The following is a 23,464-nucleotide window of genomic DNA, read 5'->3' as shown; positions in this document are numbered from 1 at the left end:
CTTAGCCAACGCTCTCAGGTTTTCCTTGTTTAATTGTCCATCATGAGCTTGATCCTCCCGATACCATCAACTTGGCCGCGACAGTTTGCGGGTTAATTGAGTTCGCTTGTATGTGGATACGCCCAAAGACGGCTCCTTATACCCTGCGCTGCATCATCGACAAAGCTGTAAATCACAGGAATCACCAGCAGGCTCAGAAAGGTCGAAGAGATCAAACCGCCGATCACAACGATCGCCATTGGCGCACGAAAACTCGGGTCGCCGCCCCAACCGAGCGCGATCGGCAGCATGCCTGCCCCCATGGCGATTGTTGTCATCACAATGGGACGAGCCCGCTTGTGACAGGCGTCGAGGATCGCATCACCGCGCTCCAGGCCGTGCTCATGTCGGGCGATGATGATGTAGTCGACCAGCAGAATAGAGTTTTTCGTCGCAATGCCCATCAGCATGATGAGCCCGATCATCGAAGGCATCGACAATGGAGAACCGGTGAGGTAGAGCGCGAGAACCGCGCCGGGTATTGCCAATACGAGCGCAGCCAGAATGGTCATGGGTTGCACGAAATTCTTGAGCAGCATGACCAAGACCATGTAAATGCACAGAATGCCAGTCAGCATGGCGACAGCGAAGCCAGTGGCCAGGTCGCCCATGTCTTCAGCATCCCCCTGCGCCGTTTGCGTGATGCCGGACGGCGGCGTTTTCACGCTGGGCAGCGCAAGCACGGCGCGTTCCACCTCGCCAAGAGGGCGATCATTCAACTCGATCTCAAAGTTGACGTTACGCAATCGGTCGTAGCGCGTTATGTCGGTGGGCCCGCCGCCCATCGTCAGCGTCGCCACATTGTCCAGCGACACGGGGCCGCGGGCGCCGGGCACTGGCAACCGCTTCAGCAGTTCGTAGTCCCTGCGGGCAGCATCGTTGAGTCGCACGACTACAGGCACTTGACGCTCACTAAGGTTAAGTTTCGCCAATGCCTGGTCATAGTCACCCAGAGTGGCAACACGCAGCGTTTCGGCGATCGCTGCTGAAGTGACCCCCAGGTCGGCAGCACGGGCGAAGTCTGGCCTGACGACCAGTTCCGTGCGCACCAAACTCGCTGTCGAGGTGATCGCACCTAGGCCAGGAATGGTGCGCAACTCACGCTCGACGTGTTGCGCATGCTGTTCAAGCTCACGGCTGTTCTCGCCTGCGAGCACCAGTACATAGTTCTCGCTGGAGCCTCCCATCCCGACTGCGACCCGTACCGCAGGCAGGACCGCCAGCGCATCGCGCAGTTGTTGCTCAAGTGCTTGCTTGCGCAATCCTGAACGCTCGCTGCGGTGTGTCATGTTCAGCGTCAACACAACTTTGCGAACGCTTGCGGCCGAGACGCCTGCCGGTTCCGAGGGGTCGGCACCTGCGGTACCAGCGCCAATCGCGGTGTAGACTGTCCTTACATGGGCGTTCTGCTTGACGATCCGTCGCGCTCGCTCCGCCAAGGCAATGCTGTCACTTAACTTGCTACCGGGCGGCAGGGTTATTGTCACCTGGGTCTGTGAGTTGTCATCCGGAGGGATAAAGGTGCCAGGGAGTGCCAATGTGAGCATCAGGCCGCCGAAGAAGAATGCCGATGCGCCTGTAATGGTCAGAACTCGGTGGCGTAGGCACCAGCGTGCCCATGACAGATAGTCGCCCATCCACCAGGGCTCAGGCTTGGTCAGTTTTTCGGGGGCACGCATCAGGTAGGCGCACATCATTGGCGTCAGCATGCGAGCAACGACCAGCGAGACGAAGACTGCAGTAGCTGCCGTCCAGCCAAACTGTACGAAAAACTTGCCGACCGTGCCGCTCATGAAGGCCGTCGGCAGAAACACGGCAATCAGGGTGAAGGTCGTCGCGACGACGGCCAGTCCGATCTCGTCGGCGGCCTCCATAGCTGCCTGATACGGCGTCTTGCCCATTCGCAGATGTCGCTCGATGTTCTCGATCTCGACGATCGCATCGTCAACCAGGATGCCAATCACGAGCGATAGCGAAAGCAGGGTCACGATATTGAGGGTGAAGCCCATCAGATGCATCATCGCGAAGGTCGGAATGACCGACAGCGGCAACGCCACTGCAGCAATCAAAGTCGCTCGCCAGTCCCGCAAGAATAAGAACACCACCAGCACCGCGAGGACCGCGCCCTCGTAGATCAGCTGCATCGAGCCATCGTAAGTCTCAACCACCGGATCGACGAAGTTGAATGCTTCGACGATCGAGATATCCCCGCGCTTGCTCTTCAGTTTTTCGACCGCCGCACGCACGCCTTCAGCGACCTCGATCTCGCCCGCGCCTCTTGCGCGGACGACTTCAAAACCCACCACAGGCTCACCGTTCCAAAATGCAGCGGAGCGTGATTCAGCAGTTGTATCGTAAATATTCGCCACCTGGCCGAGCCGGACGTGTCGGCCGTCGCTCAGTGCGATCTCCAGTGTGGCCATCTCCTGCGCCGAGTCTACCGTTGCGATGGTGCGCACCGACTGCTCGGTGGCGCCAAAATCGACACGCCCCCCTGACGCTTCCTGCTGAACCAGACCCAACTGGCGGGAGATGTCCGCCGCACTCGCGTTCAGCGCAAGCAGCCGCGCCGGGTCGAGATCCACACGTATTTCCCGGGTGACGCCACCGACACGGGTCACTTGGCCAACGCCGGGTACTGCGAGTAGCGCTTTGCTGAGTTCGTTATCGACAAACCAGGACAGTGCCTCGTCATCCATGCCCGTGGACGCCACCGTATAGGTCAGGATCGGCAAACCGGCGAGTTCAACCTTGCGGATCACCGGATCACGCAGGTCTCCAGGCAGGTCGGCGCGTACTCGGGAAACAGCGTCGCGGACGTCGTCGACTGCCTCTTGCGTAGGTTTCTCAAGGTTGAACTCGACCGTGATGTTGACCTCGCCATCAGTCAGCGTGCTCTGGATATGTTTCAGACCCTGGATCGTCGCGAGCGAGTCCTCGATCTTGCGTGCAACGTCATTTTCCAGTTGCACGGGGGACGCGCCTGGCAGGGTCGCGGTTATGGTGACCGTCGGCAGGTCGATATCGGGAAAGTTCTGGATCTTCATCGCCACGAATCCCATCAGCCCCACGACCGTGAGCAAGATGAAGAGCAGCACCGACGGTGTCGGATTGCGGATCGACCAAGAGGAAATATTCAGACTCATCGTATTCACCTATTCGTTGCCAGACGTCATTTCAAGAAGAGGGGAGCAACGCCAGGGTTGGATGCCCTGTGATCTTCAGCAAGGGGAGCTTCGGCAACGACGCGTACAAGGTCTGCGTCACCCAGAAAACTTCCGCCCGCAGCAACCACCTGGGCGGACAGGTCGAGACCGCTGACGATCTCCACGCGATCTGCCGTGCGACGGCCCGTCGTGACTTTGGTTTGTACGACTCTCGACTGCGCGCCGAGGCGAAACACATGGCTGAATCCGTCGCGCAGCACCACTGAGGTCTGCGGCAGGGTCAGCAGCCGCTCTGTCCCGATCTCGAACTCACCGCGAGCGAACATTCCGGCACGCGCGGCCCCAGGCTGCGGCAGGTCTACGTAGACCAGTGCATTGCGGGTCTGAATGTCTATGAGCGGGGCAATCATGCGTAAGGTGCCGGTAATCGGCTCACCGCCCTCCGGTTTGACCTGAACCGTTTGCCCGGCTTTCAGCTTCGCCAAATCCGCAGCCGTCACTTCGGCGCGCCACTCCAGGCGATTACCGCGGATCATTCGAAACAGTTCCTGTCCGGAGGGGAGGACGGCACCGACCGTGGCACTGCGCGCGGAAATCACGCCATCATCTGGCGCCAGCACCTGGGTCTGGACGAGGCGCAGTTGCTGCGTTTTCTCGACCGCGCGCGCACCCTCCAGACGCGCCTGGGCAGCCCGCTCTTGCGTCAAGTATTGCTGGATCTGCTGACCGGACATCGCCCCGGTTTCCCTTAGTTCACGGGCACGACCGGCGTTGACAGTCGCCTCGCTCAGTGCAGCCGAGGCCTCGGCGGTAGCCGCACGACTTTGTGCCAGTTCGGCGGTTACTGTCTGCGCGGCGAAGATGGCGAGGACCTGACCGCGCTGCACCACGTCCCCCACATTGACCTTCACCTCGGCCAGCCTGAGCCCACTCGCCTCGGTTCCGATGCTGGCTTCCTGCCAGGCCATGATGTTGCCATTCGCCGAGACCTTGACGGGCATCAGGTCGAACTGTGGTTTTGTCAGGGTAACGGTGAGCGCGGGCTTGGCCGCGACGGGTTCGCTGTCTTCCAGCTGGAGGGTGGCGGTGATCACCACGCTGGTGACAGCCAAAGCGATGCCCGCGATAACCGCTACGTAAAAATATTTGCTGTTCATCATCTCTTTCCTGAGGGCGGCCCGCTCTGATACAGCGCAATCGCCAACACGTGTGGGGACTTTTAGGGTGATTTTTGCCTGTTTGACGTCGCAGGAAGGCCGGCCTTGTGCAAGTCCGTGAAGGCCCAGCCGCCACCCGTAGCGCGATAGAGGGCGATCCAGGCGTTGACGCGCTCGCGATCCAGTCCGATAGCCGCACTGCGCGCAGCCACCAGGCTACGGCGTGCGTCCTCCAGTTCGAACACGCTGGACACTCCGGACCGGTAGGCAGATTCCGTGGCCTGGTATGAGCGTTCAAATCCTTCAACGGATATACCGGTATCCGCGCTGCGTGCCGCCGTGCTTTGCAAGGAGACGAGCGCGTTTTCGACTTCCCGTACGGCTTCGCGCACGCGCGCGGTGAAGATCGTTGCCGCCGCTTCGTAGCGTATGAGGGCTGCCTGCGCGTCGGCTTTGCGCACTCCACCATCGAACAACGGCATGGTGATTGTGATGGGTCCCACGCCCCAGACAGTGCCATCCGTGCTGACGCCAGCGCTGTGAAGGCGGGTGGGCGTGATGTTGCCGCTCAGGGTAATGCGCGGCCAGCGCCGGGCCTGTGCCTGATCCGAATCGGCGCTCGCGGCCATTAAATCCAGCGCGGCGGCATGGACGTCGGGCCGTTGTGAAACCACCGACGCCGGTAGGCTGTCGATGCTGAGTTCAGCCGGTCGCGGCAAGCGTGCGCCAGCGCTGACAAGATCGCGTCTCAGCGCCATTTCGTCTTGTGCAGTGAGGGCAACCAGTGTCTTGACGAGCAGGTCGCATTGCGCCTTTTGCTGCACCACGCTAACCCGACCCTGGGCTGCGCTGGCGTCGGCCAGGTCGGCTGCAGACGGCGGCTGAAAGCCTGCATTGACCGCCAGCCTGGTCAGGCGGGAGGTCTGCGCCCGAGACCGGGCATCGATTTCGGCCTCCCGGGTCTGTGCCTCGCACGCTCGATAGTCGACATAAGTTGTCGCAATCTCGGCGGCCAGCGAAACCCTCGCATCGTGCCATCCAGCCTGGCGGGACTCCAGCCTGGCAGAGGCGGCGTCGGTGGCGGCGCGATTCGCCCCGAAGATATCCAACTCCCAACTGGCCTGCAGGCCCGTCGCGTACGCATTGCCCGTTGAGGTGCCGAGTTCGGTTCGGCCCCGACTTGCGTTGGCGCTTACTTCAATGGAGGGCAGGAGGGCCGCCCTGCCGGCAACATGCGCTGCACGTGCATCGGCGATGTTGCTGGCTGCCTGGGCGAGGGTCGGGCTGGCGCGCTGACCATCCTCCAGCAGGTGCAGCAGCAGGCTGTCATCGAACTGCGCCCACCATTGGTCCAGCGCTTCAAGCCGTCCCTCATGGGGCAGGGGCGCATGCCATTGTGTAGCGACAGGATTGATTCCTCCCGGAATCGGCTTGGAAATGCCGGACGTGCAACCCAGGAGCAGCACCATGGCCACACCCGCAAGGGCAGTGGTGGGCAACGCATATCCGATAGCCACGAACCCGGCACGCGATCCGGGTGAATCCATGATAAAAGTTGTAAGCGGTGGCATGCGGTGCTCTCATCTGTGTCGGCGACAGGAGAGACCTTCCGGTAATGCGACTTTCCAGATACTTACCGGCAGACAAATCGAAAAAGCCGGTTCCTGTAAGTAATGCGTAAGAAGAGCGCCTTGATGATGCGATTCCCCAACGCAATTACAGGAAACGGTTATGCGTATGCTCTTGTCGCCGGTCTCGATTATCAAGGTTCCGTACATTCGCAAGGTATTCGCCGCGATGTTTGCCGTAACGCTGGTTTTACCTGCGACAGTGAAGGCTGAAGAAGATCCGGAAAAATCTTCGGCGTCCTGGGGCGTGGGCATCGGCGCCAAGAGCAGCCAGAAGGCTTACACCGGAATCGATCGTGAAAATGAGGCGCTGCCGTTGATCCAGTTCGAGAATCAATACATTCGCTTGTTTGGCCCCAACGTGGCGTTGAAACTGCCCGGTTTCGAGGTGAACGAGGCCAATAAAATCGACTTCAGCCTCATCGGAAAATATGATTCAAGCGGTTATGAAGACAACGATGCAGACATCCTGGAAGGGATGAGCGACCGCAAGAGCAGCTTTTGGGCTGGCGCGAAGGTCGAATGGCAGAATGATCTGGCAGACGTCAGCCTGGAATGGGTTCATGACATTTCGGGTCATAGCAAGGGACAAAGTGTCAGCCTCGGCCTGGAAAGGACATGGCAAATCAACGAGTACGTCATGCTCACGCCACGTTTTGCCGCGACATGGCAGGACAGCAAGTATGTTGACTACTATTTCGGAGTCCGCAAAAGCGAAGTGCTCGCCAATCGCGGTTTCTATGAGGGCAAGTCCGGTATAAACACCGAAGTGGGCCTGCGAGGAATCTATAAGTTCGATAACCATCATTCCGTGTTTGCCGATGCTGAGGTCACTCAATTGTCATCCGAAATCAAGGACAGCCCGCTGGTAGATCGATCCACCCAAAACAATCTCACCTTCGGCTATGTGTACCGTTTTTGATGAGCCGGATACTGCTGGTTGAGGATCATGACCGACTCGCCCACTTGATGTGCAAGGGGCTGGCGGCTGCTGGAATAGCTGTCGATGTGGTCGGCCGTATCGATGCCGCATGGGCTGCTGTCCAGCAGATGCCCTATCAGGCGGTGATCCTCGATCGGGGGTTGCCGGACGGTGATGGCCTCGTCTTGCTGCCGAAGTTGCGTAAAGCCGGGCTAGGTATTCCTTGTCTGGTATTGACCGCGCGCGATGCGCTGCATGATCGCGTAGAGGGCCTCGACGCCGGGGCTGATGACTACCTTCCAAAGCCATTCGCCATGGACGAGTTGGTGGCGCGCGTCAAGGCATTACTGCGCCGCCCCGTGGTGTTCCGCACACTCGATCTCAGTCACGGTGATTTGACCCTGCGTCCCGAGACCAGTGCTCTGTGTTGTGCAGGGCAGAGCATCTCGCTCGCACCGGCGGAAATGCACATCATGCTGGTGCTTTTGCGCAAGCATCAGGAGGTCGTGCGTCGCAGCACACTGGAGGCAGCAGCATGGGGGCTAAGTGACGCGGTCACACCGAACGCTTTGGATGTGGCCCTTCATCGTATTCGTCGCAAGCTGCTCGCCATTGGTTCACGCCAGCGAATAGCCAATGTAAGAGGTCTTGGTTATGCGCTTCGTGAAGATGATTCAGCCCAATAGCCTGAGACTGAAAATCCTGCTGGCCTATGTGGCCGGCATGTTATTCAGCATCACGTTGCTGGTGATCGCTGCTGCTGTAGCGCTGCAGAGCAGTGTTCTGGCACGAATGGACTTCGCCAACCTCGCGGAGGAAATGGCGGAGGATATCCGCTTCGACGGCGATGGCAGGCCCGTTGGATTCTACGAGGACGCTGATGAGCTGGGGTGGGTCTACGTCAGCCTTCAGCGTGAAGTCGCTTATCGAATTCTGGACGAAGCCGGACGCGTGGCGTTGCTATCGAGTGCCGGGGAGCAATTCTGGCCAACTGACGGAGACCTGCTTCGCCTGGAGCGTGGTCGCTTCGACTTCGAGCACAAGGGTGCGACGCTGTACGGTGCCACCGAACCCGCTGTGCATGATGGCAGGACGTGGTATCTCCAGGTCGCTGTCAGCACAAGGTTCATGGGGCTGCTCCATCGCGTTGCCTTGCCGCTGGTAGGCGCTGGCATCATCGTGTTCAGCCTTGTGCTGCTCGTTGCTTTTGGTGTGTGCACCTACATCACTTTGCGTTACACCCTCAAGCCCCTACAAGAGGTGTCAAAGTCCGCGACAGCCATCTCTCCACGCTCCCTGAATTCCCGTCTGAGCACAGAAGCCGTACCGTCGGAGATCGCGCCACTAGTCGACAGTTTCAATCAAGTGCTGGATCGCCTCGAACGAGGCTATCGCGTGCAGCAGGAGTTTCTCGGCAACGCCGCGCACGAATTGAAGACGCCCCTGGCACTGATCCGTGCGCAAATCGAATTGAGGGAGGATGCCGGGACCCATCGTGACGCTCTGTTGAGTGACGTCGAATACATGACCCGCCAAGTGCAGCAACTTCTGCTCCTGGCGGAAGCAAGCGAGGCGCACAACTACATTTTCACCGTCGTTCGGGTGCAAGAGATTGCCGAAGAGGTCATCTGCTACTTGCAGCGCATGGCTGAAGCCGCTGACGTGTGCTTGAGAATATCCGCTGCAGACAATGTGAAGTGGAGGGCCGACCGTGGAGCATTATTCACCTTGCTGAAGAATCTGCTGGAGAACGCTATACAGCATGCTCCCGCCAAGACAGTTGTAAGTATGGACATTCAAAACGACACAGTTGTCGTACGGGACAGGGGGGCAGGCATCGATAGTGCTCAACTGCCTTTGTTGTTCGAGCGATTCTGGCGCGCCGCCCACAGGCGAGATCATGGTGCCGGACTGGGCCTGCCCATTTGCCAGGAGATAGCCTTGGCCCATGGCTGGACATTGTCTGTGCTCAAAGCTGACCCAGGCCTGATTTTTCGGGTGTCGCGGACGTAAGCATTGCTCCGGCTTTATCAGGTGAGCTGCCTATAACGGCATGGTTCGGCTGTGGATTCAACCGGTCGATGCAACAGATTGGCCAGATGCTGACGCTCGCCGGTATCTGGTGGCCCTCTACCGCTTCAGGTCTGACCCAGCGACGCCTTACTACGGAGTCCGGCCGAGCTGATAGAATCGGTCAGGTTGTACATAACGTCCTTCTGAGAAATGGTATGAATACAGAGTTGATGGAAGAGGAGATGCGCCGTGCGCTATTCGGTGGTTCTGAGTCCTCTGCGCCGGCTATTAACCCGCATGTGCAAGACACTGTCGCGGATGTCGTGATTGTGCAACCGGTGAAGGCTGCGAAGAAAAAGACAGTCTCAATAGGCTTTACGCCCAGGCTGAGAGTCACGCTGCGGGTGGGAAATGAATTTGAAGGCAAGATGCACGAGATGGTACATGAGGCCGATACGCTGAGTTCCCTAGTGGCAGAGCAAGAAGCTACTAAAACGGCCAGGAAAAAGTTCAGGTTTGTAGAAGTGGTGTCGGTCAAGTCTATGTAAGTGGGCACGCTCACTTGGCTCACTTGGCTCGCTTGCCTCGCTTGCCTGGCATTGAACCGAATTGGTCTCCCGAGCGGTTCGTGTTGATTCAAGCCTTAAACATTAGGGGACGGTAGTCGTATCGTGGACTGGCTTAACACCATCACTCTGTCCAAAAATCTCAATGCTTAACTGTTCGCCAGTCCCAAGCCACATAGCCGACGGCGGCGACAGGCAGAAATCGGCCGATTCTGTTGAAAAAGTCAGATTTTCAGATCACCTGAACTCAGGCACGGCCACCACCGGAGAACCTACTCACCACATTGAGTGGTTTCTCGGCCCTTCGTTGACTTTTGTTGCTTTGTTATTGGGTCAATTTGAGGTTTTTGGCTGAGTGCAGGCGCATCTATCCCGGGGCAGGCGGCCCTTGAGATGTAAGTATGGCCAGTCGACGCAAGTTCTGTACCGCGGCCGCCAGCGTGAACTCATCGGACGCGCCACTCATGCCACATAGTCGCAAGCGATCCAGTTTCAGGATGCGCTTGAGGTGGGCAAACAACATTTCGAGCTTCTTACGCTCGTGGCGAGAGCGCTGATACGCCGGTGTTGCTGCGATGCGTCGAGCGACATCACGAGCGGCTTCATGAACGCTGCGAGCAATCTTGCGAATCGACGTGTTCGGGCAGCACTTGGCTTTCATCGGACACGTCGCGCAGTCGGTCTGCCGGGAGCGGAAGATGATGGTGTTGGCTTTGGTGACGTGCGAACGCTCGTTTTTGAAGGCTCGCCATTCGCTGCGTAATACGTTGCCGGCTGGGCAGCGGTATTCCTCAGCCTCTTCATTCCAGTGGAAATCGTTACTCGAAAAGCTGTCGTTCTTGCGCTCAGTTTTGTCCCACACCGGCACATGCGGTTCGATGTCTTTTTCCTCCACCATCCAGGCCAGCATCGGCGCTGTACCGTAAGCGGTATCGCCAATGAGACGCTCCGGCTTGATGTCGAACTGCGCTTCGACCCGTTCGATCATCGTCTTGGTGCTCTCGACTTCTGCGGTTCGATGAGCCGGTGTGGGTTCCACATCCACGATGACACCGTGTTCGGTATCGATCAGATAATTCGTGGAGTAAGCGTAGAACGCTGGGCCGCCTGGAGCAGCGGTCCAGCGGGCCTGAAGATCCGTCAGCGACAGGCGCTTCGGTAGCGTTTCGACCAAAGCCTCTTCATCGAGTCCCTCAAGGTACTCACGCACGGCGCGAGTGCTCAGGGATGGATTGCTCCAATTGACCTGTTCATCTCCCGGTACGCCGCGCTGCCGGCTGGCATCCGCTTTGATGATGCTGGCGTCTACGGCAAAGCCTTCACCTTTGACCAAGCCTGCGTCCATGCAACGACGCAGCACTTCATTGAACAGCCAGCGAAAGAGATCGCTGTCCCGAAAACGGCCGTGTCTATTTTTGGAAAAGGTCGAGTGGTTGGGGACTTCATCTTCAAGGCTTAACCGGCAGAACCAGCGATACGCCAGGTTCAAATGGGCCTCTTCGCACAACCGCCGCTCTGAGCGAATGCCGTAGCAATAGCCCACGATCAGCATGCGAATCATCAGTTCAGGATCAATCGACGGACGCCCGATCGGGCTATAAAAATCGGCGAGGTAATGGCGCAGGTCGCTCAGATCGAGACACCGATCAATGCTGCGCAGAAGGTGATTGGCTGGAATGTGATCTTCAAGGTTGAACGAGTAAAACAGCCGATCCTGCCCACTCGATAACTGTCCCATCATGCTGCGTGCTTCCCTGCTGGCCAATGCAGAGATTTTGCCGCAGGCCAGACAGGGGAGCTACTTTTTCAACAGAATCGGCCGATTACTGCCGATCATGACGGGTTGAAATCGAGCTGAAGAAATCGCTCGGAGATGTCTACGAAGCTATGAGGACTCAGCACTAAAGAATCCTTCTTAAGAAGGCGGCAAGGATTCAGCGGCGGTGTAGGCTGGAAAAGACATCATCGACTCGGTCAGTGTGTGCTCGTAGGTTGAGGACAACACCGCACCGAGCCGATCGCCCAGCAGGTTCCAGGCGCGTTTCTTCTCTTCGGCATAGTCGTGATGCAGGTAGTGGCGCCTCACTCGGGAGCCGGCTAGCACATGGTTTTGGCAGCGATCGATGACGTCCAGGCTGATACCCAAGGCCTGCATCATGGTCGCGCCTGTACGGCGTAGGTCATGCGGTGTCCAGTCACCGTTCTGGCCGTCGGCAAGGACCAGCGTATCGTCATGACGCCGTCTGGAGAGGGCCTTGCGGTTTTTGAACCGCGCCTGGCGATCGCCGACCTGTTTACTCACCACTTTTACGTCCACATGCCCATCATCGAGCTTGTTCGGAAAGCACCATTGGGAATGTCCCGTTAGGGTCTTCAGTTCCTGAAAGAAATGCAGGGCGAAGGGGGAGAGGAAGACATGGTGGTCCTGTTTCTTGCCGCGAGTGCCTTTGACGTTTTCACTGGGGAGGAACCACGTCTGCTGGTCCAGATCGACATTTTTCCATTCGGCCTGCAGTAACTCGCCAATCCGGCACAGCGTACCCAGGCTGATCCAGAGCGCGAGTTGGGTTTCTTTCTTTAACGGTCGAATGCCCTCGTACTTTTGACCGGCGGGGAGGGCGTTGTAATCGGCGGTCATTTGTTGGAAGCGGTTATGCAGTTCCAGCAGCTCTGTGGCCGAAAGGATCCTGCTTCGTTCCGCCTCGTAGTCAGCAGGAATCAATGGGGTGATGTCGACCAGTTCCGTCGGATCGCCCTCGATCAACAAGGCCCGCCAAGGTTGGCGCTTTCTGGCCCAGCTGAACATCTGGGTGAGGTCGGCGAAAAAGCTGATGGCTTGCCGGTGAGCACCGCGGCTGACGACCACCCGGATCAATGCCCGAACATCGTGCTCGGACACACTGCTCACCGATGTCTTGCCGAGCGCCGGGTATAGGTCCTTGTTAAAACGGCGCTGCAATTCAACATTGCCGTCTTTGCGCGCCACGCCATCCAACAGCCACGCCTTGGCCAGATCTTGGACGGTCAGCGTTTGCACCTTCGTCGTTTTTACTTGTTCGGCCTCTACGTTAGCAGCGGCGTATGCCTGTGCCTTGGCGGTTTTCTTTTGCTCGTTGGGATTGATTTGCTCATCGATGAGCGCCCGGGCCTGGTTGCGTGCTTTACGGATGTCAGTCAGAGATTTGCGCGGCCAGGACCCGCAGGAGTACTCTTTATTCTGCTCGCCCCAGCGATAGCGATAGAAAAAGCTGACCGACACACCGTCCTTACGGACTGAGATTCGACCGGCCAGATTGCCATCCTCCCTGAGGATGCGGCCGGCATCATTGGCGGTCAGCGACTCGAGTTCTTTGATGGTAATTTTGGCCATGAAATGGACTCCCCCTACTTTTACCCCCACAAAAACGTCGGCTCTTGATGGACGTTACTGGACTCTCGTAGAGCAGAACACCGCTGGAACTCAAGTAAATACTAGCTTAGAAAAATCCAGAGTAAAATTTTGGAAGCTTTCAAGAAGTATGAAAAAGGAGATGGGGTGCTAGGGGTAGAGTGTTCGAATCACTCCGTCCCGACCATATAATTCAAGGGGTTGCGAGATTTTATTTCGCGACCCCTTTTTATTTTCTATCGGTTTTACTCCCACAAATCGTCTGGCTTTCGGTGGAATCCTCATTGTTTCCGTGTAGAGCTGAAGCCAGCTTTGGCGCTCTCTAGCACGTTTTTTAGGACGACGTTGTCGCCCTTTCTTGGTGCTTTCAGTATCTAAGGTGCTCTTCTCTTACAAGCCATCGACAGGGTACCCATCGGTTTGTACTCGTCAGGCCGACGGAGCCTTCCCGCGTAGAGGTAGTCTTCTTGGAGATACCAGGATCGAATAGCCATTGGGAGCTGCGCGGGCCGCAGAGTGCCTCTGCTTTTCTTAGGAGTGCGCGTATAGGCGTCAAAGCTATCCACAAAGGGCGTGGGTATATCTGTGGATAATGACCCAGGCACTGCGGAATACAGGGCTTGCAATGTGCTGGTCATTAATTGAGCAGGTTTCGTGTGCAGCTGACGTCGGCGAGCAGGCTTAGGGGCGCGAAGTCGCTATCGTTCGGCTTGGATCTGCAGTTTTACGTCACGCCTGCACTCGTCAGCCAACCATGCCTCAATACCTAATGCCGTAAGTGGATCAATACCAGCAGAGTAGATCCCACGCGGCCCTTCCATACTCACCTTGCGCCACCCGCTGCCCACGGCCAAGGCTTCGGCCTCAGTGTATTGCCTGTCCGGTGGCCGCCTGGTGTTGGTCGTGGAATTGGGGGACCGGGCCGTGGAGTTCCTGCAATCCCCTTACGGCGAAATGTTCGGTGTGAGATACCCAAGCCCGCCAGTCACCTGCCGACGCTGGTGACCGAGACAGCGGTCAGCCGATGGGGATTGCGCGTAATTCCGATGGCTGGATCACTTACCCACGCGGTCTTCAATTGCAGGCGGAAATGGTCGCACGCTGGCAGGCAGCGGTAACAGCTTATGCACCGGGTGTGTTCAAGCCTTTCGTGCAGTCGCTTTACATCGAAATGGCCGAACATCCCGACCATTCACCGAGCCCAATTCACTTGATATTGCGCGCCGGGTGCAATGTGATCCTGCAGTTTCTCGAAGGACTCAGTGCGGCCGGTGTCAACCATGTGGTTTTGAATTTCAAGTACGGCGAACGCGATGCCGCTCAGGTGGTGGAAGAAGTTGGCCGAGAAATTTTGCCGCGACTTGAGGACAGCGAAGCCGGCCGAATGGGAGCAATCTGATACGGTTTCTTATGGTGGATCTGAGCCTTTTTTGTGGCTAGGTCGGTGCTTTATAAAGTGCGCGACCGGAGTGCGAGCGGATTGTGCCCGGCCGGCCACTTTTTCAGACTCTTTGAAGATCGATGGTCTCGGCAGTCCTCAGGAACCACCATGAATACCCGCCGCACGAGATTTCAGTCATGGAATGGCCATTGGTCCACAGGAAGGAACCTGCGGCACCGCAGCGTTCCGTCGCGAGCTGGTGGTCACCGAAGACATCGCCCGGGACCCAAGCTGGGAGCGTTTTCGCGGCCTGGCGCTGGGGCATAACCTGCGTTCCTGCTGGTCGGTGCCTTTGCTCTCCCATCAAGGATGCGTGTTGGGTACATTTGCCCTGTACCAGAACCGCGCCCATGCGCCGGACGAGGCGCAGATTCAGCGACTGGCCTGCGCGGCCCAACTGGCAGCCATTGCGATCCGCCATGAACGTGACGGCCAACGTCTGGAGGAAAGCGAACAACGTTTTCGTTCTTTGTTCACCTATAACCCAAACCCGGTGTTCGCCCTCGATCTGGCCGGCAACATCCAGAGTGTGAATCCAGCGGGCTTGAAGCTCAAGCCGCTTACCGCAACCGACTTCATCGGTCATCACTTTGCCAATCTGGTGGTCGAAGAAGACCTGCAACGGGTCAGTCGGCATTTCTCTGCAGCCAGCACCGGAGAGCCCCAGCGCTTCGAGGCACGGGTTCGCGACGTGAGCGACAAGCTGTTGACCATGGACATTTCCAACCTGCCGATCATGGTCAATGGCGAGATCGTCGGGGTATTCGGAGTTGCCAGGGACATCAGCGAGCAGAAGCACTACGAGCGCCAGTTGAGCTTCAACGCCTGCCATGATCGGCTGACCGGTTTGCTTAACCGTGTCTCTCTTGAAGACCGGCTTATGCTGGATTGTCACATCAGTCGTCGGCGTAAGCGTCGTCTGGCGGTGATTTGCATTGATCTGGATGGATTCAAATCCATCAACGATTCGATCGGACACTACTTCGGCGATCAGGTGCTGATTGAGGTGGCGCAGCGTATGACCCAGCAGGTTCGTCCCGGTGACACCATCGTGCGCATGGGCGGTGACGAATTTATCGTTCTGCTGCCGGACCTGCTTCGTGATGAAGACGTCGTTCCGGTGACGGAGCGATTGATGGCCAGCATTGCCAGACCCTACTGCATCCAGGGCATTGACCTGCACGTAAGTGCAAGTGTCGGCATCCCCCTGAGCGATGGTCACATCGAGCAGCCGATGCAGCTGATCCAGCAGGCTGACATGGCCATGTACAAAGCCAAGCAGCAAGGGCGCAACAATTTTCAGTGGTACACCAGCGATCTCAATCAGCGTGTTTGCGAGCACGCGAGCCTGCGCAATGACCTGCAGAAGGCAATCGAAACCCAGTCGTTCAAGTTGCATTATCAACCGCAGATAGACGCGCGAACGTTACAGGTGGTCGGGATCGAAGCGTTGCTGCGCTGGGAGCATCCCGAAAAAGGATTTATCTCGCCAGCGGTGTTTGTACCGGTGGCAGAGGACAGTGGTCAGATTATCCCGCTGAGCCTTTGGGTACTCGATACGGCCTGCGCGCAGCTGCGTCAGTTAGGCGAGCAGGGCATCACCGGCATCTCGATGGCGGTGAATATTTCGCCGATGCATTTTCAGCGTGGCAATTTCGTCCAGTGTGTCCAGGCCACCCTGGAGAAACATGGTCTCAGTGGTGAGCAGTTGGAGCTGGAGATCACCGAGTCGCTTCTGTTGCATAACGCTGAACAGGCAATTGAAACCTTGCACCGGCTCAAGATGTTGGGGGTGCGCATTGCGCTTGATGATTTCGGCACCGGTTTTTCCAGCCTCAGCTACCTCAAGCGTTTGCCCATCGACAAGATCAAGATTGACCGCTCGTTCATCCAGGAAATCACCACCGATAATCACGATGCCGCGATCACCCAAGGCATTATTTCCATGGCCCATCACCTCAGCCTGACGGTGGTCGCCGAAGGCGTGGAAACGGCGTCTCAGGTGGATTTCCTGAAGGGCAGTCGCTGCGATATTTTTCAGGGGTATTACTTTGCCAAACCAATGCCCTACGCAGAAATCGAAGCGTTCCTGAGCCATCCCGCGTCCCTTCCCTGAGCGGCCATTCTGTCGGGTCCCAGTCCTGTAAATCAGACGCTAAGGCAAATTGTCAGACTCCAACGCAGAACTCCCTCTCCCCAGGCAAGGCGCTCCCTGCGCCTTTCTCACACACTCGGCTCTAACGCTATCGCGCTGCATAACAACAAGAGCCGCGAAAAAATGACTAGTTTCCAACCTGCTACCGAAAATCAGACCGGCCACATCGGCGCCCGTCAGGCCCGTGTCGAGGACGCCGCATTGTTGCGCGGTCTCGGCTGCTATGCCGATGACGCTGCGATCCCGCCGGGGACGCTCCATGCGGCGATCATCCGTTCACCCCACGCTCATGCGCGGATCACCTCGGTGGACTTTTCCAGTGCGCTGCTGATGAAAGGCGTGCACGGCGTGCTGGTCGGCGAAGACGTCAAACGCTGGGCGCTGCCATTTCCGGTGGGTGTACGTCAGCCGATGGAGCACTGGTGCGTCGCCGTCGACAAAGTGCGCTACGTTGGAGAGCCGGTGGCCGTGGTGATCGCCGAGAGCCGCTATCTGGCCGAAGACGCCATCGAAGGTGTGCGCGTTGAATACGAGCCGCTGCCCCCGATCATCGATCCAGAACGGGCCACCGCCGAACAGGCGCCTATCCTGCACGAAGCCGTCGGCAGCAACGTGGTCAACGAACGACGCTTTCGTTATGGCGAGCCGGAGCAGGCCTTCGAGCAGGCGCCGCACAAGGTCTCGCTCAAAGTGAAGTTTCCGCGCAGTTCCTGCACACCCATTGAATGCTATGTGGTGTTGGCTCAGTACGAGCGCGCCACCGGCATTTATGACGTGCTGGCCAATTTCCAGGGCCCCTATGCATTACACACGGTCATGGCCCGGGCTCTGAATGTGCCTGGCAACCGCTTGCGTTTGCGCACACCGAAAGATTCCGGTGGCAGCTTTGGCATCAAGCAAGGGGTTTTCCCTTACGTGGTGATGATGGGGCTGGCGTCACGCAAGGTCGGCGCACCGGTGAAGTGGGTCGAGGACCGTCTGGAACATCTTCAGGGGGCTTCTTCGGCGACCAATCGGGTGACCGAAATTGAAGCGGCGGTAGAAGCAGACGGGCGCATCACCGCTTTGCGTTATGACCAGATCGACGATTGTGGTGCCTACCTTAGAGCGCCTGAACCGGCGACTTTCTACCGCATGCACGGCAACCTGACGGGTGCCTATGCGATCCGCAATCTGCAAGTGCGCAACCGCGTGGTGCTGACCAACAAAACCCCTTCCGGCCTGAACCGTGGTTTCGGTGGCCCGCAGGTATATTTCGCCCTGGAGCGGCTGCTGCAACATATCGCCGTGCAGTTGAAGCTTGATCCGTTGGACGTGATCCGCCGCAACCTGGTGCCGGCCGATGCCTTCCCTTATCGTGCGGCGGCCGGTGCGTTGCTCGATTCCGGCAACTACCAAGCTGGCATTGCCTTGGCGGCGGCTGACGGTGGACTCGACGAGTTGCTCAAACGTCGTGATCAGGCGCGGGCCGAAGGTCGAATCTATGGCATTGGCTATGCCGCCGTCATTGAACCCTCGATTTCCAACATGGGTTACATCACCACCGCGATGACACCCGAAGAGCGGCGCAAGGCCGGTCCGAAAAACGGCGCTGTCGCCACCGCAACCATCAACGTCGGCCCGTTGGGTGACGTCAGTGTGCATGTGTCCTCGGCACCGCAAGGGCAGGGCCATCAAACCACCGTCGCTCAGGTCGTCGCCGAAGTGCTTGGGGTTGCATTGGAATCCATCGTGGTCAACGTCGAGCTGGATACTCAGAAGGACGCTTGGTCGATTGCCTCGGGCAACTATTCCAGCCGTTTCGCCGGCGCTGTGGCCGGTGCCGTCTATAAGGCCGCGCTGAAGATCCGCGATCGCCTCGCCGTGATTGCCGGCGAGCAATTGCAGGCCAGTCCCGAAGATATTCGTTTCGCCGGCGGCAAGATTTTTGTGGTCAATGGCGGGGCGGTGGCGCCATTCCATCGGATTGCCGGTGCGACCCACTGGTCGCCGGGCCTGCTACCGGAAGGTGAAAGTGGCGGTCTGCGCGAAACCGCGTTCTGGAGCCCGCCGCAATTGGTGGCCCCGGACGACCAGGACCAGGTCAATAGCTCGCTGTGCTACGGCTTTGTCTTCGACATCTGTGGTCTGGAAATCGACCGCATGACCGGCGAGATCCACATCGATCGCTACGTCACCTGCCATGACGCCGGCCGCCTGCTCAACCCCGCGCTGGTCGACGGCCAGATTCGTGGTGGCTTCACCCAAGGCCTCGGCGCGGCGCTGATGGAAGAATTCGCCTACGGTGAGGACGGCAGCTTCCTCTCCGGGACCTTCGCCGATTATCTGGTGCCAACCGCACCGGAAGTGATCGAACCGGTGATCCTGCACATGGAAACGCCATCGCCCTTCACCCCGCTGGGCGCCAAGGGTGTGGGCGAGGGCAACAACATGAGCACGCCGGTGTGCATCGCCAACGCGGTGGCCGACGCCCTCGGTCGCTCGGACATCCGTCTGCCACTGACACCATCGAAAGTACGCACGCTCATCGGGATCGACGAGCCCCCTCGGCCCGCCGGTATGGAGCCCGACGAAGACCTGGACGCAGCACCTGCCGGTGGACCCGCGTTGCGGGCCAACGACTCGGTGGTGATTCCTGCTTCGCCGCAACAGGTCTTCGATACCTTGCTCGACCCGCAGACGCTGGCGGCGATCATTCCCGGTTGCCACGACCTCGTGCTTGAAGGCGAGAACCGATACCGCGCAGACGTCACCGTCGGCGTCGGCATGATCCGTGCGCGCTTCGAGGCCAAGGTGGCCCTGAGTGATCTGGACCCACCGCATTCGTTGCGTCTGTCCGGTTCCGGCAGCAGCTCGATGGGTTCGGCCCAGGGCCAGGCCAAAGTGCGTTTCGTCGAACTGGAAAATGGCCACACGCGTCTGGAATACCAATACCAGGTGGCGGTCAGCGGCAAAGTCGCCGCGGTCGGCGGCCGAATGTTGCAAGGGGCCTCGAAAGTGATCATCGGACAAATCTTTACTCGCCTGTCGCAACGGGTCAGCGGCCAAGCCATCTCCACCGGCTGGTGGGCGCGACTGCGCGCCTCGCTTGGCGCGCTGTTTGGCAAGGGGGGTGCGCAATGAAACCGGCTGCTTTCGATTACGTTCGGGCTGAAACCCGTCGTCAGGTGGTTGAGTTGCTCGCCGAGTATGGCCAGGAGGCTCGCATCATCGCCGGTGGCCAATCGCTGATGGCGGTGCTGAACATGCGCCTGGCTCAACCCAAGTTGCTGATCGATATCAATCATGTGGCCGAGCTGGCCTATATCGAGCTGCGCAAGGATTGCCTGGCGGTAGGTGCCGGGGTGCGACAGGCGCAGTTGCTGGCGCGTTCGACCCTGATGGACGAGGTGCCTTTATTGGCACTGGCGATGCCCTGGATCGGCCACTTCCAGACGCGTAATCGCGGTACGGTCTGCGGTTCGGTGGCTCACGCCGACCCCAGCGCCGAGTTGCCGCTGTGCCTGGTGACACTGGGCGGCGAGATCGTTCTCGAGTCCAAAAAAGGCAAGCGCATCGTCAAGGCCGCCGACTTCTTCCAAGGCATTCTCACCACCGACAAGCGTGCGGATGAGCTGGTCGTCGAGGTGCGTTTTCCGCTCAAGCGCGAAGGCATCACCTATCGCTTCCGCGAAATCGCCATGCGCCACGGCGACTTTGCAATTGTCTCCCTGGCCGCGGCCATCGGGACGGACCAGGTCGAACTCGGCATCGGCGGGGTCGCCGACCGTCCGCAACGTCGCAGCCTGCCACGGGGTGCGGCGCTGCCTGACGCGCTCAATCAAACCGCCTGGTCGCTCGATGCACAAGACGACGTGCACGCCAGCGCCGCCTATCGCCGCCAACTGGTTCGCGAGCTGGGTCATCAGATGATCGAAGGAGTCTGAACATGCGTGTAACTGCCGACCAAACCTTTCCGATTCGCCTGGAACTCAATGGCCGCTCCCGCGAAGCGCTGGCCGAACCGCGGACCCAACTCTGCGACTTCCTGCGCCACGACCTCGGTGCCACCGGCGTCCATGTCGGTTGCGAACACGGTGTCTGCGGCGCCTGCACGGTGCTGGTGGACGGGGTCGCCATGCGTTCCTGCCTGATGCTCGCGGTACAGGGGCACGAGCGGCGTATCGAGACCGTCGAGTCCCTGGCCGACGACGACACACTGAGCGACCTGCAACAAGCCTTTCGCCGTCATCACGCCTTGCAGTGCGGCTTTTGCACTGCGGGCATTCTCATGTCCTGCGTGGATTTCCTCGAACGGGTACCCAACCCGGACGAGACCCAGGTACGCGACATGCTTTCGGGGCATCTATGTCGCTGCACGGGCTACACCGGCATCGTCCAGGCCGTGCTCGAAGTCGCTGCCCAGCGCCAAACGAACAAAGGGGTATAACAATAATGTTCGATCTCGGACGCAGTTTTCTCGCTGCCGTTGAACGCCGACCGCACGCCGTGGCGGTCAGTGACGGTGCGTTGAAGAAAACCTATGAAGACTGGTTCGTCGATATCCAGAGCGCAGCGCGGGGCTTGCAACGCCTTGGGCTGCAACGGGGTGACCGACTGCTGGTAGCGATGCAGAACCGCTGGCAGATGGCGACCCTGCATTGGGCCTGTCAGTTTGCGGGCGTGGTCATGACCCCGTTGAACTGGCGTTCGACTGCCGATGAACTGGGCTACTGCATCGAAGATGCGCAAATCCGCGCACTGGCTTACGACGACGCGACCGTGGCCGCGGTGGCCGGTTGCAGCGCCGCCACCAGGCTGCCACGGATCGCCGCCGGTATCCGTGCCGCCGACACCGACCTGAGTTTCGAGGAGCTGTGTTCGCAGACCCCCTCCGACATCATTTTGCAGGCCGACGCCGAAGACTTTTCACTGCTGCTGTACACCTCCGGAACCACCAGCAAGCCCAAGGGCGTGCCCCGTCGGCACCGTAGTGAACGCGCCGCGGCGGTGGCCCACGTAGCGCAAAACCTCTACCGCCAGAGCGAGTGCACGCTGGGTGTCATGCCGCTTTACCACACCATGGGCGTGCGTTCGTTGCTGTCCATGGCGCTGATCGACGGGCATTTCGTCTGTGTGCCCAAGTTTGACGTGGAAGCCACGCTGCAGGCCATCGAGCGGGAAAAGGTCAGCAACCTGTACCTCGTACCGACGCTCTACCACATGCTCATCGAGCACCCGGCCTTCGCCCGCGAGCGAGTAGCCAGTGTGGAGAAAATCGGCTTTGCCGGCGCGCCGATGAGCGACGGCTTGATGCGTCGCGTCGAGCAGGCGTTCCAGCCGCAGTTGTTCGTCAACCATTACGGCAGCTCGGAAATCTACACCTTCACCATCGACCAGCAGGCCAGTCGCAAACCCGGCTCCTCAGGGCGCAGTGCAATGAACCAGCGCGTGCGCGTGGTACCGATCGATGCTGAAACGGTGGACGTGCAGGCCAACCCATTGGAGGAGGGCCAGATCATCGCCGACCTGGCGAGTGACGAGGCGTTCGAAGGCTACCTGAACCGCCCTGAGGCGAACGCCAAGGCGTTGCGTGACGGATGGTATTTCACCGGTGACATCGGCTACTTCGATCTGGAAGGCGATCTGTTCGTCACGGGTCGTGTCGATGACTTGATCATCACCGGCGGCGAAAACGTCAGCCCGGCGGAAATCGAAAACATGCTCTCTCTGCACCCGGCAGTGGAAGAAGTGGTGGTGGTCGGTCTGCCTGACGAGCAGTGGGGCAAGATCATTGCAGCGTTTATCAAGCTGCGCGCCGAGGTGTCGGAATGCGACCTCGATGCTCATTGCATCGCTTCGGGCCTGGCCAAATTCAAGCGGCCACGGCGTTACCACTTCATCGATCAGATTCCCAAATCTCCAGTTGGCAAGGTGCTGCGGCGCGTGCTGCTGGCCGAATTTCAGGAACAGGCCTTGAAGGCCATCAGCTAATCATCCAGAGGACACTCCCATGCAACAACAAGCGATCCAGCAATTTCTCGACACGCAGTTCGATGGCTTCCAGGTTGAAGTCGATGCGTCCCGCGAGCGCGCTGACATCATCCTCAACCGGGCGCCGTTGAACGTTATTTCCATGGGCCAGCGCGATCAACTGCGCCTGGTCTTCGAAGCCCTCGATGCACACAAAGACGTGCGCGTCATCGTGCTGCGCTCGGTGGGTGAACACTTCTCCAGCGGCGGTGACATCAAGGGCTTCCTCGAAGCGTCGCCGGAGCACGTTTCGAAGCTGGCCTGGAACGTTGCGGCACCGGCACGTTGCGAAAAACCGGTAATCGTCGCCAACCGTGGTTACACCTTCGGCGTCGGTTTCGAGCTGTCCCTGGCCTGCGATTTCCGCATTGCTTCGCAAACCACTCGCTATGCCTTGCCTGAGCAGAACCTGGGTCAGATCCCGGGCTCGGGTGGCTCCGCACGCCTGCAGAAAATCATCGGCATCACCCGCACCAAGCACATGGTGATGCGTGCTAAACGCATCACGGGCGACCAGGCCTATGCCTGGGGTATCGCGACCGAGGTCGTGCCGGATACCGAACTGGAAAGCACCGTCGATGCCTTGGTCGATGAACTGCGCCGCTTCTCGCCGCTGGCTCAGCGCACGGCGAAAAAACTGATCAACGACAACGAAGATGCGCCGCTGACCGTCGCGATCGAAATGGAAGGTCACTGCTATAGCCGCCTGCGTAGCTCCAAGGACTTCAAGGAAGGCGTCGAAGCGTTTCACAGCAAGCGTCCGGCAGTGTTCACCGGCGAGTAAATGCGTACCGGCGAGCAGGCCCGGGAGCATGTCGGCAACGGCGTGCCTCCCTATGGAGCAGGGCCTGCCGCCCCTTCACTGAAACTGATAGGGCGCATCAATATTCGTTAATAGAAAACCCGTTGCGGGGCTCGTAGGGTGAGATCGGCTGCACCGAAATCCGTCCAATAAATATAAAAATCGGAGTTCCAC

16 protein-coding genes and 1 pseudogene are annotated in these 23,464 nt (G+C 58.9%); 11 read left to right on the top strand and 6 right to left on the bottom strand.

Features of this window, described 5'->3' with window-relative positions; translation table 11 throughout:
* Nucleotides 1–92 precede the first annotated feature (92 nt).
* The 3 genes from B348_RS0119790 to B348_RS0119780 all read right to left on the bottom strand — a co-directional run bounded on the left by B348_RS0119790 (nt 93) and on the right by B348_RS0119780 (nt 5,832).
* The gene (locus tag B348_RS0119790) at nt 93–3,185 is read right to left on the bottom strand and encodes an efflux RND transporter permease subunit (RefSeq protein WP_017737810.1); all 3,093 of its coding nucleotides are present in this window, start codon (nt 3,183–3,185) and stop codon (nt 93–95) included.
* Between the two features lie 26 nt (nt 3,186–3,211).
* The gene (locus tag B348_RS0119785) at nt 3,212–4,363 is read right to left on the bottom strand and encodes an efflux RND transporter periplasmic adaptor subunit (protein WP_256204485.1); all 1,152 of its coding nucleotides are present in this window, start codon (nt 4,361–4,363) and stop codon (nt 3,212–3,214) included.
* Between the two features lie 62 nt (nt 4,364–4,425).
* Complete coding sequence (locus tag B348_RS0119780) at nt 4,426–5,832, bottom strand: efflux transporter outer membrane subunit (protein ID WP_218187741.1); 1,407 nt, start codon at nt 5,830–5,832, stop codon at nt 4,426–4,428.
* A gap of 262 nt (nt 5,833–6,094) precedes the next feature.
* Between B348_RS0119780 and B348_RS0119775 the strand changes: the two genes are divergently transcribed.
* From B348_RS0119775 to B348_RS0119760, 4 genes are all read left to right on the top strand, one after another.
* The gene (locus B348_RS0119775; RefSeq protein WP_017737807.1) at nt 6,095–6,913 is read left to right on the top strand and encodes a MipA/OmpV family protein; all 819 of its coding nucleotides are present in this window, start codon (nt 6,095–6,097) and stop codon (nt 6,911–6,913) included.
* Nucleotides 6,913–7,599, top strand: a complete 687-nt coding sequence (locus B348_RS0119770) for a response regulator transcription factor (protein ID WP_017737806.1) — start codon at nt 6,913–6,915, stop codon at nt 7,597–7,599. Before B348_RS0119775 ends, B348_RS0119770 begins: the two co-directional genes overlap by 1 nt.
* A complete protein-coding gene (locus tag B348_RS0119765) occupies nt 7,568–8,926 on the top strand; it encodes a HAMP domain-containing sensor histidine kinase (RefSeq protein ID WP_017737805.1) in 1,359 nt (452 codons plus the stop codon). Before B348_RS0119770 ends, B348_RS0119765 begins: the two co-directional genes overlap by 32 nt.
* Before the next feature lie 215 nt (nt 8,927–9,141).
* Complete coding sequence (locus B348_RS0119760) at nt 9,142–9,474, top strand: hypothetical protein (protein WP_026136922.1); 333 nt, start codon at nt 9,142–9,144, stop codon at nt 9,472–9,474.
* Nucleotides 9,475–9,859: 385 nt separating this feature from the next.
* Here B348_RS0119760 and B348_RS0119755 read toward each other — a convergent pair whose 3' ends face one another.
* From B348_RS0119755 to B348_RS1000000132015, 3 genes and pseudogenes are all read right to left on the bottom strand, one after another.
* Complete coding sequence (locus B348_RS0119755) at nt 9,860–11,233, bottom strand: IS1182 family transposase (protein ID WP_017737803.1); 1,374 nt, start codon at nt 11,231–11,233, stop codon at nt 9,860–9,862.
* Between the two features lie 174 nt (nt 11,234–11,407).
* Complete coding sequence (locus B348_RS0119750) at nt 11,408–12,862, bottom strand: site-specific integrase (protein ID WP_017737802.1); 1,455 nt, start codon at nt 12,860–12,862, stop codon at nt 11,408–11,410.
* Nucleotides 12,863–13,581: 719 nt separating this feature from the next.
* Nucleotides 13,582–13,701: pseudogene (locus tag B348_RS1000000132015) on the bottom strand (TIGR03759 family integrating conjugative element protein); the annotation flags it as partial.
* A 203-nt stretch (nt 13,702–13,904) separates the two neighbouring features.
* Between B348_RS1000000132015 and B348_RS01000000130155 the strand changes: the two are divergent.
* The 7 genes from B348_RS01000000130155 to B348_RS0119715 all read left to right on the top strand — a co-directional run bounded on the left by B348_RS01000000130155 (nt 13,905) and on the right by B348_RS0119715 (nt 23,272).
* Nucleotides 13,905–14,279, top strand: a complete 375-nt coding sequence (locus B348_RS01000000130155; protein WP_050558324.1) for a hypothetical protein — start codon at nt 13,905–13,907, stop codon at nt 14,277–14,279.
* A 184-nt stretch (nt 14,280–14,463) separates the two neighbouring features.
* A complete protein-coding gene (locus tag B348_RS01000000130150) occupies nt 14,464–16,437 on the top strand; it encodes a bifunctional diguanylate cyclase/phosphodiesterase (protein WP_017737800.1) in 1,974 nt (657 codons plus the stop codon).
* A 162-nt stretch (nt 16,438–16,599) separates the two neighbouring features.
* The gene (locus B348_RS0119735) at nt 16,600–19,599 is read left to right on the top strand and encodes a molybdopterin cofactor-binding domain-containing protein (RefSeq protein WP_017737799.1); all 3,000 of its coding nucleotides are present in this window, start codon (nt 16,600–16,602) and stop codon (nt 19,597–19,599) included.
* Nucleotides 19,596–20,402 (top strand): xanthine dehydrogenase family protein subunit M, encoded by an 807-nt coding sequence (locus B348_RS0119730; RefSeq protein ID WP_017737798.1) that lies wholly within the window; start codon nt 19,596–19,598, stop codon nt 20,400–20,402. Before B348_RS0119735 ends, B348_RS0119730 begins: the two co-directional genes overlap by 4 nt.
* A gap of 2 nt (nt 20,403–20,404) precedes the next feature.
* The gene (locus tag B348_RS0119725; protein WP_008060977.1) at nt 20,405–20,905 is read left to right on the top strand and encodes a (2Fe-2S)-binding protein; all 501 of its coding nucleotides are present in this window, start codon (nt 20,405–20,407) and stop codon (nt 20,903–20,905) included.
* Between the two features lie 5 nt (nt 20,906–20,910).
* Nucleotides 20,911–22,449, top strand: a complete 1,539-nt coding sequence (locus tag B348_RS0119720) for an AMP-binding protein (RefSeq protein WP_017737797.1) — start codon at nt 20,911–20,913, stop codon at nt 22,447–22,449.
* Nucleotides 22,450–22,468: 19 nt separating this feature from the next.
* The gene (locus B348_RS0119715; protein WP_017737796.1) at nt 22,469–23,272 is read left to right on the top strand and encodes an enoyl-CoA hydratase/isomerase family protein; all 804 of its coding nucleotides are present in this window, start codon (nt 22,469–22,471) and stop codon (nt 23,270–23,272) included.
* Nucleotides 23,273–23,464 lie beyond the last annotated feature (192 nt).

This window comes from Pseudomonas sp. CBZ-4 (genome assembly GCF_000346755.1).
Lineage (GTDB): Bacteria > Pseudomonadota > Gammaproteobacteria > Pseudomonadales > Pseudomonadaceae > Aquipseudomonas.
The sequence above is the reverse complement of the archived record's forward strand: the minus strand, read 5'-3'. Positions and strand labels throughout refer to the sequence as shown.

Coding starts and splice junctions, on each gene's coding strand:
- B348_RS0119730 (WP_017737798.1), top strand. CDS start 19,596: ATGAAACCGGCTGCTTTCGATTACGTTCGGGCTGAAACCCGTCGTCAG.
- B348_RS0119720 (WP_017737797.1), top strand. CDS start 20,911: ATGTTCGATCTCGGACGCAGTTTTCTCGCTGCCGTTGAACGCCGACCG.
- B348_RS0119765 (WP_017737805.1), top strand. CDS start 7,568: ATGCGCTTCGTGAAGATGATTCAGCCCAATAGCCTGAGACTGAAAATC.
- B348_RS0119760 (WP_026136922.1), top strand. CDS start 9,142: ATGAATACAGAGTTGATGGAAGAGGAGATGCGCCGTGCGCTATTCGGT.
- B348_RS0119790 (WP_017737810.1), bottom strand. CDS start 3,185: ATGAGTCTGAATATTTCCTCTTGGTCGATCCGCAATCCGACACCGTCG.
- B348_RS0119775 (WP_017737807.1), top strand. CDS start 6,095: ATGCGTATGCTCTTGTCGCCGGTCTCGATTATCAAGGTTCCGTACATT.
- B348_RS0119725 (WP_008060977.1), top strand. CDS start 20,405: ATGCGTGTAACTGCCGACCAAACCTTTCCGATTCGCCTGGAACTCAAT.
- B348_RS0119715 (WP_017737796.1), top strand. CDS start 22,469: ATGCAACAACAAGCGATCCAGCAATTTCTCGACACGCAGTTCGATGGC.
- B348_RS0119785 (WP_256204485.1), bottom strand. CDS start 4,363: ATGAACAGCAAATATTTTTACGTAGCGGTTATCGCGGGCATCGCTTTG.
- B348_RS0119750 (WP_017737802.1), bottom strand. CDS start 12,862: ATGGCCAAAATTACCATCAAAGAACTCGAGTCGCTGACCGCCAATGAT.
- B348_RS01000000130155 (WP_050558324.1), top strand. CDS start 13,905: ATGGGGATTGCGCGTAATTCCGATGGCTGGATCACTTACCCACGCGGT.
- B348_RS0119780 (WP_218187741.1), bottom strand. CDS start 5,832: ATGGTGCTGCTCCTGGGTTGCACGTCCGGCATTTCCAAGCCGATTCCG.
- B348_RS0119755 (WP_017737803.1), bottom strand. CDS start 11,233: ATGATGGGACAGTTATCGAGTGGGCAGGATCGGCTGTTTTACTCGTTC.
- B348_RS01000000130150 (WP_017737800.1), top strand. CDS start 14,464: ATGGCCATTGGTCCACAGGAAGGAACCTGCGGCACCGCAGCGTTCCGT.
- B348_RS0119770 (WP_017737806.1), top strand. CDS start 6,913: ATGAGCCGGATACTGCTGGTTGAGGATCATGACCGACTCGCCCACTTG.
- B348_RS0119735 (WP_017737799.1), top strand. CDS start 16,600: ATGACTAGTTTCCAACCTGCTACCGAAAATCAGACCGGCCACATCGGC.